The organism is Xylophilus sp. Leaf220, from assembly GCF_001421705.1.
Taxonomy (GTDB): Bacteria; Pseudomonadota; Gammaproteobacteria; order Burkholderiales; family Burkholderiaceae_C; genus Xylophilus.
This window is the reverse complement of record NZ_LMKO01000027.1, coordinates 1-14,575: the sequence shown is the minus strand read 5'-3', so window position 1 is coordinate 14,575 and position 14,575 is coordinate 1. Positions and strand designations below refer to the sequence as shown.

At 65.0% G+C, this 14,575-nt stretch carries 7 protein-coding genes; all 7 read left to right on the top strand.

Going from position 1 to position 14,575, the window contains the following annotated elements; all coding sequences use genetic code 11:
- Nucleotides 1-37 precede the first annotated feature (37 nt).
- The 7 genes from ASE76_RS18630 to ASE76_RS20765 all read left to right on the top strand — a co-directional run bounded on the left by ASE76_RS18630 (nucleotide 38) and on the right by ASE76_RS20765 (nucleotide 14,403).
- Nucleotides 38-799 (top strand): lysophospholipid acyltransferase family protein, encoded by a 762-nt coding sequence (locus ASE76_RS18630; RefSeq protein ID WP_055843118.1) that lies wholly within the window; start codon nucleotides 38-40, stop codon nucleotides 797-799.
- Nucleotides 800-881: 82 nt separating this feature from the next.
- Nucleotides 882-1,883: a phosphatidate cytidylyltransferase gene (locus ASE76_RS18625; protein WP_055843117.1), complete on the top strand. Its 1,002-nt coding sequence runs from the start codon at nucleotides 882-884 to the stop codon at nucleotides 1,881-1,883.
- Nucleotides 1,884-1,940: 57 nt separating this feature from the next.
- Entirely contained in the window at nucleotides 1,941-2,495 is a 555-nt protein-coding gene (ruvC, locus tag ASE76_RS18620; RefSeq protein WP_055843115.1) for a crossover junction endodeoxyribonuclease RuvC, read from the top strand.
- A 338-nt stretch (nucleotides 2,496-2,833) separates the two neighbouring features.
- On the top strand, nucleotides 2,834-3,904 hold the full coding sequence (locus tag ASE76_RS18615) for a porin (RefSeq protein WP_055843323.1): 1,071 nt from the start codon (nucleotides 2,834-2,836) through the stop codon (nucleotides 3,902-3,904).
- 376 nt (nucleotides 3,905-4,280) lie between these two features.
- The gene (locus ASE76_RS18610) at nucleotides 4,281-10,205 is read left to right on the top strand and encodes a carboxypeptidase regulatory-like domain-containing protein (RefSeq protein ID WP_168389275.1); all 5,925 of its coding nucleotides are present in this window, start codon (nucleotides 4,281-4,283) and stop codon (nucleotides 10,203-10,205) included.
- 14 nt (nucleotides 10,206-10,219) lie between these two features.
- A complete protein-coding gene (locus tag ASE76_RS18605) occupies nucleotides 10,220-13,963 on the top strand; it encodes a transglutaminase family protein (RefSeq protein WP_082448732.1) in 3,744 nt (1,247 codons plus the stop codon).
- Nucleotides 13,964-13,965: 2 nt separating this feature from the next.
- Complete coding sequence (locus ASE76_RS20765; protein WP_156362917.1) at nucleotides 13,966-14,403, top strand: hypothetical protein; 438 nt, start codon at nucleotides 13,966-13,968, stop codon at nucleotides 14,401-14,403.
- The last annotated feature ends 172 nt before the right edge of the window (nucleotides 14,404-14,575 follow it).

Genomic DNA, 14,575 nt, shown 5'->3' with positions numbered 1-14,575 from the left:
CCACCTGCCCTCTTTGCCGCTGCGTATCATTCGCCCGATGCTTGCCAAGTTGACCGGTTTCTTCTTCCTGGGCCTGATCCGTCTGCTGACGGGCGCCCAGGCCCGCTGGTACGGCTGTCCGCCCAAGGCCGAGCAGCGCATCTACTTCGCCAACCACCAGAGCCATGCCGACCTGGTGATGATCTGGGCGGCGCTGCCGCAGGAGCTGCGCGGCATCACCCGGCCGATCGCGGCGAAGGACTACTGGACCAAGACGCCGCTGCGCGAGTGGATCACCACCGCGGTCTTCAACGCGGTGTACGTCGACCGCCAAAGCGGCACCCGTGCCCCTGCAGCCGTAGTGCGTCCGGCGGCGCATCCTTCGGCCCTGCCGCCGGACGCACGGCCCGGCACGCAGCAACAGCCGCTTCCCTTTCCGGAGGTCGCGCCGGCCGCGGCAGCCCAACCGGCGCAACCGGCGCCCGCCACGCCCGAGGCCGATCCGCTCGCCCCGCTGGCCGAGGCGCTGGAGCGCGGCGATTCGATCATCATCTTCCCCGAGGGCACACGCGGATTCGCCGACGAGCCGCAGCCCTTCAAGTCCGGTCTCTACACCCTGGCGCGGCGCTTCCCGCAGGTGGTGCTGGTGCCCGCGTGGATCCAGAACATCCAGCGGGTGATGCCCAAGGGCGAGGTGGTGCCGGTGCCGATCCTGTGCTCGGTGACCTTCGGCGCGCCGGTGGTGCTGGGAGCCGACGAGGAACGCCGGCCGTTCCTCGACCGGGCCCGGGACGCGGTGATCGCGCTGCGCGACATATGAACGCCGCGCACAGCCCTGCAGTCCTCGCCGCCCTCGCCGCACCTTTCGTCGCCCACGCCGCCCGGCCCACACCGCTCCTGCCATGAACAGTTTCCTGCGCAACCTCAGCGCCACGCAGCAGGTCGGCGCGCTCTTCATCGTGATGTTCGGGCTGCTGGCGGGCGTCAGCGTCTGGGCTTTCCTGCGCTCGCTGCGGGCGCCGACCAACCATTCGGCGCTGGACGACGCGCTGGCGCTCGAGGAGCGGCGGTTCCGCAGCCTGCTGAAGGCGTCGTGGGTGATGGCCTCGGTCTTCTGGATCGGCTGGGTGCTGGGCGACACCGTCGCCACCGTGCTGTTCGCGCTGCTGGCGTTCTTCGCGCTGCGCGAGTTCATCACCCTCTCGCCCACCCGGCGCGGCGACCACCGCAGCCTGGTGCTGGCCTTCTTCGTGGTGCTGCCGCTGCAGTTCTGGCTCGTGGCCAGCCGGCACTTCGACCTGTTCACCGTGTTCGTGCCGGTCTACGTCTTCCTGGCGCTGCCGGCGGTGAGCGCGCTGGCCGACGATCCGCACCGGTTCCTGGAGCGCAGCGCCAAGCTGCAGTGGGGGATCATGGTCTGCGTCTACGGCCTGTCGCATGTGCCAGCGCTGATGCTGCTCGACTTTCCGCAGTTCCCGGGCTATGCCGGCAAGGGCGCGTTCCTGGTCTTCTTCCTGGTGTTCGTGGTCCAGACCGGGGTGATGGCGCAGCACCTGGCCGGCTGGCGGTTTCCGCGCAAGCCCTTCGCGCCGCATGTGAGCCAGAGCTTTCACTGGACGGGCTGGGCCATCGGCACCGCCACCGCAGGGCTGGCGGGCGGGCTGCTGTCGTTCATCACCCCGTTCAAGCCGGGGCAGGCGCTGGCCCTGGCGCTGGTCGCCAGCGTGGCGGGCAGCATGGGCCATCTGGTGATGAAGGCCCTGAAGCGCGACCGCGGCGTGACCAGCTGGGGCATGCACGGCCTGTCGGCCACCGGCGCGGGCGGCCTGCTCGACCGGATCGACGCGCTCTGTTTCGCCGCACCGATCTTCTTCCACGCGGTGCGCTGGTACTACGATCTTTAAGCAAAAAATGGCTGTAGCCGGCGATTGGCGCCGGCTACCAGCTATCGAAAACATAGCATGCGCATTCTTGGCATAGACCCGGGCCTGCAGACCACCGGCTTCGGCGTGGTGGATGCCGAGGGCCATGCCCTGGCCTACGTGGCCAGCGGCACGATCCGCACCACCCACCTGCCGCTGGGCGACCTGCCCGGCCGGATCAAGGTGCTGTACGAGGGCGTGCGCGAGGTGGTCGAGCGCTACGGGCCCGCGGTCGCCACGGTCGAGATCGTCTTCGTCAACGTCAACCCGCAGTCCACGCTGCTGCTGGGCCAGGCACGCGGGGCCTGCATCGCCGCGCTGGTGGCCCGCGAGGAGCCGCTGCTGGTGACCGAATACACCGCGCTGCAGATGAAGAAGGCGATCGTCGGCCACGGCCGCGCGGCCAAGAACCAGGTGCAGGAAATGGTAAAGCGCCTGCTGCAGCTGCCCGGCCTGCCGGGGCCGGACGCGGCCGACGCGCTGGGCCTGGCGATCACCCAGGCCCATGCCGGGCACGCGATGGCCAAGCTGGCCGCGGTGTCGCCGCTGCAGCGGCGCCAGCATGCGATGTACAAGGATGGCCGGAGCTATTAGCTGACCCCCAGGCTTCGCACTTCGTGTCTTCGCCTACCCCCTTGCAGGGGGCACTACCGGTGGGCCGGCGGAGCCGGACCCACGGTCGTTCTGGAATCGGGTCGTTTTTGATCGTGGGTGGGCTACCCATCGGCAGGTGGGCCGCTCCGTCCTCGTGTCGTGTGCGCCCCGATTTGCCGATTTTCGGCCGGTCGCAAATGCGACAGCTTTCGGGAAATCGAGCATGTGCACCCTGTATTCGCCGCGTCGGCGCTGGCCTACATTGGCCCTTCCCTATAACGATACGGAGAAGACAAGCCATGCAGAAGAAGACATCCCTCCTGGCCTTGGGCGGCCTGATGGGGGTTGCGGCGCTGAACGCGCAGGCCCAGTCGACGGTGCAGATCTACGGCATCGTCGATGCCGCGGTGCGGCATACCAACAACCAGGGACCGGCGGGATCGCCCAACGGCAAGCTGACCGAGCTGATCGGCGGCGGCATGTCGCAGAGCCGCTGGGGCATCAACGTCACCGAGGACATCGGCGGCGGCCTGAAGGCGATCGCCAATCTGGAGAACCGGTTTGCGACCGACACCGGCGGCGTCTCTACCCCGTTCTTCCAGCAGTCGTGGGTCGGCCTGCAGAGCAGCAGCTACGGCCGCATCACCATGGGCCGCCAGTACAACGTGCTGTTCGACCTGGTGACCAGCACCTACGCGTCGTACCCGTATTCGCCCTACTTCGAGGCCTACAAGCCCGAGATCGGTTTCGCCCTGGGCGCGCGGGCCGACAACATGGTCAAGTACATGGCCGAGTTCGGCTCGTTCCGCGGCGCGGTGCAGGTCTCGGCCGGCGAGAAGGCCGCCACCGGCGGCAAGACCGCCGGCGGCTACCTGCGCTGGGCCCAGGGCGGCCTGGCCGCCGGCGTCGGCTACCAGAACTACGAGTTCGGCTCCGGCCGCAAGATCGAAGCCTGGACCCTCGGCGGCTCCTACCGCGTCGGCCCGTGGTACTTCAACACCGGCTACGGCCAGAACAAGGTCGACAGCGGCCTGACCCAGATCGACCGTGCGGTGCTCGCCGCCTTCTGGGGCGGCGGCGCCAACGGCGGTTTCGGCGGCCCGGCCTTCCTGGCGGCCGACAAGCGCGACATCGTCAAGCTGGGCGTCGGCTACCAGATCACCCCGCAGCTCAACCTGGGCGCCCACCTCTTCCACGCCAAGCAGTCGGGCACCACCGCCGCGGCGGACGCCAAGTCCAACTTCGTCACCGCCGCGGCCGACTACGCGTTCTCGAAGCGCACCGATGCGTATGTGGAAGTGGACGCGACGCGGCTGAAGGGCAACGTGAGCCTGAACGGCGTGAGCGGCACAGCCAACGGCGCGCGCAGCCGCAACGGGTTCACGATCGGGCTGCGGCACCGGTTCTGAGGTGCGCGATCCATAAAGCCTCCGGTAGGAGGCTTCCAACGGCCGCTGAGGCTGTGCATTAGACGGAGACTCGACACCCTCAAAAAGGCGAACGGATGCGATCCGTTCGCCTTTTTTGCGTTTCCGGAACGGGCGACCGCCGGAAGAGCCCACTTCGACAGGCGAAGCGTGCCGTTGAAGCCTGACCATGCAGGGCAGCGCACGCAAAACACCACGTCAAAATGCTACCCATTGATCATTTAGGTAATCAAATGTTACTCTCGCGCGATACGTAATCAAATGTAGCACCGCGCTTGTGGACGCGAAGTGTTGCGCGTCTGAAGGGTTGGGCATGCTGGGGATGAGGAACGGGCGTCTACGAAACGCCGTCTGGGTGGTGCTGGGACTGCTCTGGTCGATGGCACTGCCGGTGTGGGCCGACGGCGCCGACGTGGCCCGCGGTGTTACCTGGTTGCAGGGCCAGGTCCGGCCCGACGGCCGACTGTCGACGCCTTCCAGGCTGGCCCTCCCGTACCAGGCCCAGTGCGAAACCGCGCAGACGCTGCTGCGGCTAGCCGGCAACAGCGCCCAGGTATCCGCCCTCGTGGCGGCGATTCCGTCGAGCGGCGCAGACACCGCCACCGAGACCCTGGCCTGCGGGCAGTTCATGCGCCAGCAACAGGGCCAGAGCGCCGGCGCCGGACTGGCCAGCCGCAGGGTCGACATGTCCGGCTACGCGGCTTTCGACGGCATGCGGGTGGCCTCTCCCCTCGACACCGCCTGGGCCATGGCAGCCGTGTCCTCCACCGCGTCCGCAGCCGACAAGCAAGGCGTTCACGCCTGGCTGCTGTCCGTTCAGCAGGCGGACGGCTCGTTCAAGGCCCATGCCCATTCCAACGTCTACACGACCGGCATTGTTTTACGAGGGCTGAAGGACGAGGCCGCCAGGAGCTCCCAGGCACTGCAAGCCGCGCGTGCCGCCGCGGCTTACCTGCTGTCCAAGAAATCCGCCGCCGGCCACTGGGGCAACGACGACGCCTTGACGTCACTCGTATTCGAAGCGGTACACCCCTACAGCGGCCAGGACGCGACCCTGGCGCCTGCGGTGGAAACCTATCTTCTGGCCAAGCAGCGGCCTGACGGATCATGGGCCGGCGATCCCTACACCACCGCTTTGGCGCTGCGGGCCCTGGCGCTCACTGCCATCGCGCCGCAAAACCCCGGGCAGTCCGTCACCACCGGAACCCTCCGCGGCACGGCGAAAGACCCGAGCGGCCAACCGCTCGCCGACGTGGCCGTAGCCGCCATGCCGTCGACCGGCGGCACGGCCAAAGTTGCGGTCACCAACGCCCAGGGCGTCTACGCCATCACGGACCTGCCGGCCGGCCCGGTAAGCCTCTCGGCCGCCAAGAACGGCTACAGCCAGGTCGGCACCCGCGGCACCATCGAGGCAGGCGGCGTACTGGTCTTTTCACCCGTCCTCACACCGGCGGTGGCCGTCACCCTGCCGGCGTCCCAGCCACCCGCAGGTAGCAGCACTGTCTCCGTCGGCGGCACGGTCAAGGACGGTGCCGGCCATGCGCTGGAGGGCGTAGCGGTCACCGTCACGCCGTCGGGCGGCGCACCGCTCGTTGCGACCACCACCGCACAAGGCAGTTACTCCATCGCCAACATCCCTGCAGGCACGCTCATGTTGAGCGCGGCCAAAACCGGCTACGTGACGGCCAGTGCCAGCGTGACTTTGCCGGCGGGAAGCACAGGCGTCTTCTCGCCCACGCTCCAGTCGAGCAACGACCCGGGTACACGCCAGGTCACGATCAGCGGCCAGGTGGTTGCCGCCGACACCCGGGCGGGCCTCGCGGGCGTCGGGGTGACCGTCGAGACCTCTGGCGGGCCTACGGTGAACACGGCCACCGACGCCAACGGCAGGTTCAGCACCACGGCCACGGCGGGTGCTTTGAAACTCACCTATGCCAGGAACGGCTACGGCACAGTATCGCAACAGGCCACCGCCAGCGGCGGTACTGCCCTGGATGCGGGCGTCGTCCCGTTGCCGGTCGCCCGGCAGACCAGTTCGTTGCGCGGCATCGTCACGGACACGCAAGGCGTAGCCGTCGCCGGCGCCGTAGTCGACGTAGCCGCCAAGACGGCCACGACCAACGGGGCGGGCGCCTACCTCGTCACCGACCTCCCCGGCACCGCATTCACCGTCAAGCTCGGCGCCGCCGGCTTCCAGAGCCGCACCTACCAGCTGACGGTGGCCGCACCCGGCGACATCGCACAGGACTTCGTGCTGCCCAGGACCAGCGGCGACGTGTACCTCGAACTCAAGGACCTGAAGGCGTCGCCCCCGTCCGCAGGACTCAACCAGGACGTGACGGTCAGCGTCACCGCGAGCAATCCTTCGACGGCGTCGGCCAGCAGCGCCGTCATGCTCGAAGTGCAAGGACACGACGGCAAGGTCGTGACCCAGTTGTCCGGCCTGGACGTCGGCGGGCTGCCCATCGGGGTGCTGACCCTGGCGCCCGGGGCGCAATCGGCCGTGAAGTTCCTGTGGAACGCGGCCAGCGTTCCCGCAGGCAACTACGCCCTCCTGGCCAAGCTGTACCTGCCGGGTAGCCGCAGCACCCGCAACCCCAGCGGCACGGTCACCGGCAACCTGCGTGGGTCGCTGGCGGTGGCGGCATCGCCGCATTTCGCCGGTTCGGCCGCCGCAGATCCACCGGTCGTGCAGGCCGGAGCCAACATGCCGGTCAAGCTCTCCGCCCTGTTGCGCAACGATGGCAATGTGGCGTTGCCCGGTGCGACCTATCTGCTGTCGGTGACGGATGCCAAGGGCGGTGCCAAGGTCTACCAGACCAGTGCGACCGGCCCAGCGATCCCGCTCTCGGCCATCGCGACGGTCGATTTCGGTCAATGGACACCCTCCGTCAGCGGCAGCTACCGCCTGGAGGTCACATCGGCCGCCGCCCCCGGCAGCACCATCGTCGCGCCGTTGTACGTCGGCGATATGGCCAAGGCCAGTTTCACGGTGGACAAGACGGTGGTGCCGCCCGGCACGCAGCAGGTCACGGGCAACATCCACGTCACCGGCATCGACATGGCCAGCGGCACCAGCGTCGATCCGCTGGCGGGCGTGATCCGGGAGGCGGTGGGCAAGGCCGTCAACTACGGGGACAACTTCGCCTTCAACCACTACGTCGGCGATCTGCGCTGCTTCGCCTGCCATGTGCAGACGCAAGCGGTGGTGGGGGGAGAGCGCAATCTGCGGTTCGCCAAGCCGCTCGATCCGAACAAACGCGTAACGCTCCTCAACGGAATCGTGCAGAACGTCGCCGGGGACGGCTCGGTCTCGGGCGCGGGATATCCACGCAGCCAGACGAGCCTGTCGATGTGGGCCACTACCGCCTGGCACGATCAAAGCGCGGTTCACAACGCCAATCGGCAGTTGGCGACGTTCCTGACGTCGACCCAGCAACCCGATGGCAGTTGGTACCAAGACCACAACTCGTCCTGGTACGACTCCTCGGCATCTGCCGCAGGACTGAACCTGAGCAGCCTCGTCGAATACAGCCAGCAACTCAAGCTGCAAGCCGGTGCCGGCACACAGCCCGTGGTATCGCCGCTCGCCATCAGGAACCTCGCCGGCGGCGACATGCGCCTGAGCACCGGCAGCGACGGCACGCTCTACATCGCGCATATGGGTGCCGGCGCTGTCTATCGCGTGCTGCCCGGAACGGACGTCGCTCAGCTCGTCGTCTCCGGCATTCCTGTCACCGGCGCACGGCCGGTCGACGGTGATCGCCTGCTGGTCTCGGCACGCAACGGCATTTACCTGGGGGACCTGGGCAAGCCGAACCTGCAGGTGTCGGACTTCAAGCAACTCAGCACCATGGACACCTTCGATGTTCAGGCGTATGCCAAAGGCGGCTATCTCGTCAGTCCGTACGGCGGCAGGTCCCTCTACCGCCTGAGCGAAACCGGCGCCCTGACGCGGCTGGTCGACAGCGACTTGCTGCAATCGTCCTCGGGCACTACGCAAGTCCAGTCGGACGGTTCCATCCTGGTCCACGCGAACGCGGCACAACGCATGCTGCGATTCACGCCCGACGGCAGCTACCAGGACACGCCGCTGCCCCTCACGAACGGCGGCCCGCTCGACTCGACCCCCTACCGAGACGGCTATCTGCTCGGAACGGATTCGGGGCTGTACTACTACAACAAGGACTGGGTGGCAGAGCGCCTGCTCTTCCAGCGCACTTACGGCCAGGCGCTACTGCCCGATGGCCGCATCGTGGTCAACACGAACGGTGCGCTGTACGCCATCACGATGGAAGCCGTGTCCGCCCAAACCGTGGGTGGGCAGGTCGACACATCGATTGGAAAGGCGGCCGATTGGCTCGCGGCAGGAAGCGGCATAGATCCAAATCACAATGTTCAGCAAGCCTTCCGCCTCATGGGATTGGCCAAAGCCAAGAGTCACTACCAGGGCACCTCGCGGTACAAAGCATTCGACCGGCTGATGGCCCAGATCGGCCAGACGCTCTGGTCGCGACAGCGGGCGGATGGCGGCTGGGAACGCACGGTTTCCTACGGTCAGAGCGACCCTGTCGTCACTGCGATCGTCGGTGTCGCCCTCGACACATTGCAACCGTCGAAAGACGATCCACGGCTACGCCAGGCGATCCAGTACGTCCTGAATACTCAGAACGGCGACGGCAGCTGGTCGAGCACCAACGGGCTGGGCGGCAAGCTGCTCTCTTCCACCTGGATCGAAATCTGGCTGCCCGCCATGCTGGACCGGTTGGGCGCGATCGACGCAGACCTGCAGGTGACCTTCCCACCCGGGGTGGCCGTGGGCAATCCCGAGCCGCCCGCCAGCCGAACGGCGACCCAGCCCGACGGTTCGGTGGAATACGTCTGGAACCTGACCGGCGTGACCGGAAGCGGGCGGGACGTCGACCTCGACCTGACGCTGAAGGACATGGGCGAGCAGGAGGTGCGGCATGTGGCAGCCCAGGCCAGCCTGGTGTTCAGGAACAGCTTCACCAGCGGCGAAGTCGTCAGCCCGGTCGTCGTGCCGCGGGTCGCGTCCAACGCCCGCATCGACCTGCAGGTCAGCACCGACCAGCCGAGCTACTGGAGCACCGACACCGCGCGCTTCACCGCCCTGGTGCGCAATGGCGGCGTGGCCATGCGCGATGTGCAGGTGCGCTTCAGCGTGCTGGACGCCGGCGGCAAGACCGTCGCGGTGCTGCCGCTGCCGGCCATCGTGTCGGTCGACAAGGCCGCGGCGAACAATACCGCTGCCAGCTGGAACGTCGCAGGCGTGTTGGCGGGCCCCTACCAGGTGTTGGCCGAGCTGGTAGCCACCGACGGCACGGTCTACGGCAGCGCAAAGGCACCGTTCGCCGTCAAGGGCAGCCAGGGACCGGCGAACGCCACGCGCATCAGCACCGACAAGGCCCAGTACACCGCGGCGCAACCGGTGCAGTTGCAATCGGTCGCGAGCAATGTCTCGGTCAACTTCCTGCAGGAAGCGCTTACCGTGGAGACCGTGGTGACGGACGCCCAGGGCCGAGAGGTGTTGCGCAAGACGGAGCCGATCGTGCAGCTGCCGCCCACCGCACGACGCCAGTACGTCTATGCACTGGCCACGGCCAACCTGCCCCCGGGCATCTACCAGGCACGTCTGCGGCTGATGGGCGACCCTGCCTACAAGAACAGCCGTGGCACGGCCGCACGCGATCTCCGCACGATGAACGGCGCCAGCGTGCTGCTATCCGAAAGCACCACCAGCTTCCAGATCGTGGCGGCCGCGGTATGTGCGCCCGGCGCTTTCGGCACCTTGCGCGCACAGCCTTCTCCGGCAGCGCCCGGCCAGGCCGTGGCCCTCGCCCTGCAGTTGGACAACCCCGCCGCCCGGCCGATCCAGAACGCCACCGTGCGCATGCGGATCGTCGATGCCGCCAGCGGCAACCTGGTCGAAGAGCAAAGCGTCGCCGGAGTGGATATCCCACCGTCCGGCCAGTGGAAAACGGCACGCAGCTGGCAGGCCACCGGTGCGCTCGGCCAGAGCTACCTGGCCATCGCCTCGCTGGAGACCGCGGGCTGCGCCGATGTGGTCGCCCACGCCAGCCTGGCGCTGGCCCAGGTGGCGGCACCCGGCAACGGCGGGCAACGGATCGAGACCGTCCCGCTGCATCTGCACACGCCGCTGCTGGTGCTACTGCCCCTGCTGGCCTGGGGCGCACTGCGCCGCAGGCGCACGCATCCTGCTGCCGCAACGAACGGCCGCAACTCCTCGCATCCAGAACAGTGACCCCGGCCAAGACCATGACCGCCTCGATCCCCGCGACCTCCTCCCCGTCCTGCGCCCTGCCGGGCCTGCAACCCTTCCTGCGGCCCATCGGCAAGTTCGTCATCGCCGCGCACCTGGCCTTGGCGCTGCAGCCCCTGAGCGCCATCGCCCAGCCCAAGGGCCAGATCGCATCCAACCCGGTGGCAGAAGCCCAGATGTGGCGCTACCAGGCACTGAGCCACAAGGTGAACCAGGCGCAGGCCGACAAACAACGCGCAGAAGCCAGCCCGCTCGACGTGCCGCCCGAGCGGCTGGAGCGCGCCGTCCAAATCACCAAGAGCCTGCGCGCCCGCGCAGACGACGTCGGCACCTCCGGCCTGACCCGGCTTTCGGCAAACGCCCAGCCCGACGTCGGCCTGCAACTGGAGTGGAGCGAACTGCAGTCCACCCTCCAGTCGCTCCACGCTGCCAACACGCTGGTGCTGGCCGAGATGAGTACCACAGGACAGCAGCTTCGCCAGAAGAACGCCGCGGCCGTCATCCTGGAGCGCCACGCCGCGGCCGAGCGCACGCTGCAAGACCGCATCGCCCGATTCGAGGCCATCACCGCGCCGCTCTCGGGCACCGGCAACCTGACCACCCTCAGCGAAGGCAAGGGCGGCGGCACCGCCAACGCGCTGCGCCAAGGCAGCCGCAGCATCGGGCGCGCAGACGTCCAGGCGAGCGCACCCGCGCTGGCCGACCTAGAACGCTTCCTGGCGCAGAACAACATGCAGCGCACGCCCACGCCCCTCGACCCCAAGAAGCTGCCGTGGAGCACGCCGCCCGCCACGCCGCGCATGCCCGCCGAGACAACCGACCAATGGGCGCAGAAGCTGAAGGCGGGTGTACCTGCACAAGCCCCATCCAAAACCCAGGCCGTGCCGCTCAAGCTTGCAAAGGCATCGGCCACCACCCGGCAAAACCTGAGAACACAGACCGCCACCACCATCGCCGGCCTGCAGTTCACAGACCCGCCCACGGCCGAAGAAGCCCCCACCGACGCCGACCTGGCCGAGACGGCAGAGACCACGCTCACCCCCGCCATCCGAGCCAAGGCCCAGGAGCTGGACCGCAACCCGGTCGCGATCCACAACTGGGTGCGCAACCACATCGACTACGTACCCACCTGGGGCGCCATCCAGAGCGCCCAGGACACCTTGGACAAGAGCCGCGGCAACGCCCACGACATCGCCAGCCTCACCATCGCCCTGCTGCGCGCCAGCGGCATCCCCGCGCGCTACCAGTGGGGCACCATCGAGCTGCCCGCCGACCAGGCGATGAACTGGGTCGGCGGCGTCACCAAGCCCGAGGCCGCGCTCAACCTGATGTACCAGGGCGGCATCGCCGCGCGGGGCTATGCCAGCGGCGGCACCATCACCGCCATCCGCATGGAGCACGTCTGGGTGAACGCCTACGTCAACTACGCCCCCGGCCGCGGCGCGGTGGCCGGCGACCCGGCCAGCGGCCAGCACGTCAACCCCAACGCCGCGCTCAATGCCTGGGTGCCGCTCGACGGCGCCTTCAAGCAGTTCACCTTCGCCCCCGGCATGGACCTGCAGACCGCCGTGCCGCTCGACGCCGACGCCCTGCTGGCCGCTGCCCGCCAGGGTGCGACCGTCAACGAAGCCGAAGGCTGGGTCCAGAACCTGAACCAGGCGGCCATCCAGAACCAGCTCGCCGCCTACCAGGCCCGGCTCAAGACCTACATCGACCGCCAGCCCAGCGGTGCGAACACCACCGTGGGCGACGTGATCGGCAAGAAGATCATCCCCGAGCGCATGCCCGCCATGCTGGCGGGCACCACCGCCTACCAAGTGGTGCTGCAAGGCGCCCAGGCCGCCTCCGTTCCCGACGCGCTACAGCACAAGTTCACCTACCGGCTGTATGCGAGCGATGCCGACCGCTCGGACGACAACCCGCTGCTGAGCTTCACCGAGAAGACCTCCCACCTGGTCGGCAAACGGGTGACGCTCACCTACGCCCCGGCCACGCAGGCCGATGCCGACCTGATCGCCAGCTACTTGCCCAAGCCCAACGCGGACGGCAGCCCAATCCGCCCAGATCAACTACCGACGAGCCTGCCGGGGTACCTGATTCGGCTGACGCCGCAAATCAACTTGGACGGGCAGGTCGTGGCAAAGACCAGAGACGCCATGACCATGGGGACGGATCTGTACAGCCAGGGGGGATTCACGCAGTTGAGCGATCCGACGCAGTGGGATTTGAGTCCCGACGATAGCAATGTGGTCGGACAGACTACGGCCATCGGAATAAGTGCTTCCGGAATCAGTCGAAAACACCTTCAAACTTCGAAGCTGAATTTCGAAGATATAAAAGATCAAATAAGAATAAAAGACTTTGATCGCCTCAACGGCGAAAAAGTACTTGGTGAACTGCTCAGTACTACTGTTTTGACTTGGTTTCTAGAAGAAGAAAATCACAACTTAAAAACACAGAACCAAGCCGGCGTGGTAGAAAATCCCGGCTTATCATATGGTTTATTTCACATCGTAGCCAAACCTGTCTTCAGCTGGGGAGTCTTAAGGAAAGTCTTGTTTCCGGGATTAAATATGGACATTGGACATGTTCGCAACTTGACTTGGGCCAAAGACAACGATCAAAATAAATGGGCCGCATACAATATTTTGCGCGGCCACCACATGAGTTCTCTCGAGCATGCCGTACCTGAACGCTTTTTTAATGATTCGACACTATGCCATTCATCGGGAAGCGCTCTATCTGGATCGGGACTTCCCGATTGCCCGCAGGGAATAAGTGCAATAAAAGCGATTGGATTAGCGACAGTACAAGGGCAAAAGATATACACAATTACGCAGAAGGTCTATCGAAACAATCCTGCCATCGTCCAAACGGCACTCGCCGCACAGAGCCCCTCCACCCAGAATAGAGTACAAGCCTCATTGGATGCCGGACGCGATGTAACAATCCACCAAAGTCCCATCGCGATTGACGGATGGTCCGGAGCGGGATTTATTGCCACCGACGCCAGCACAGGGAGTGGCGCTTACACCATCGAAGGTGGCGCCAATGGCGGATACCAAGAAAATCTAACGAGCTCAGTCGGGGTGCGGCTTCTATCGATGTTCGGCGTAAGCACCGGGCCATCTAGCTACTGGGCACCAGATTTGGTTGGAACCGTTGATACCGCCACACTCGCGATATATTCCGCCGTGAATACAGTGACCGGACTATGGGACTGCTACCATGAGCAAATCGGAAACGCAGTATTGACAATATTGCTCGGAATTGCCACAGCATTTATCATTGCCGCACTTCTAGGCAGCGGAGGGCTTGCAGGGGGGATCGCCGTTGCTTTGGTAACGCTCTTCGGAACATCAACCGCATCGGCTGCATCAGCAGGACGAAATTCTTGCGATCCGCCCAAAATACGGGTGCAGTTCCAGCAAAGTCCGCGGCCTTCAGGCACCCAAACCTTTAACACAGAAGCTCAAGTAATCGAGGGGAAAATTGGCGTTGGAGTAACCACAAGGCAAGTCCGCGACATGATGGCGGCGATGTATGCTACGAGACCAACTTGGCTTCCCGCAGACGTTGCTTTGAGAACTATGATCATAGAAATCAGCGAATTTATTAAAAAGTTCCCTCCCTTTGGAGTGTCTGGAAGAATAGGAATAATCAGCAGGCAAGTAGAATATAAAAAACTTTTTTATAGGATAGATGTGGAAAACATGGATGGGACGAATCTTAAGGAGTAACCGTGGATTTAATAACCACTTTCGAATCTGCATTCAGAAATGAAATTGCAGGCAAAACATCTGAATTTACAATGCTTCTGGAAGGCGTTATCAATAGGGAATTTGCTGAACAAGACCTTGCCGGGCTTGCAAAGCATATAGAAACCAACTTTTTTAAATTCGATGTAACGCAGAGAAGTTCAGCTTTTTTTCTGTTGATGAAGGCAGACAGGCAACGCGCTTATCTAGTTGCAAAAAAAGCACTGCAGGAAACATACGAAACAACGCGAACAATGGCTGGTCATCTGCACTCGCTATTAGTTTCGATTGACGATTTTGAGCATTTCTTACGTGCTTCAAGCTGCTTAGAAGTAGAAAAAAATTTGCGGATTGCATATGCATTAATAAATGACATCGAAATAATTGATGGTGATTTCAATCCATCTGCACGTAAAAACTAGACGTTGCCCAAAAAGAATCAGTCCGCCCTGAACAATTCCGTTCTCAGCCGCAGGCCGATCGGTTCTCGACCGGAGCGGCGAGCAGCGCTGCAATAACCGCCTGCATCGACAGCCCGAAGCGGGCGCAATAAAGAACCGCCTGCATCGACAGCCCGAAGCGGGCGCAATAAAG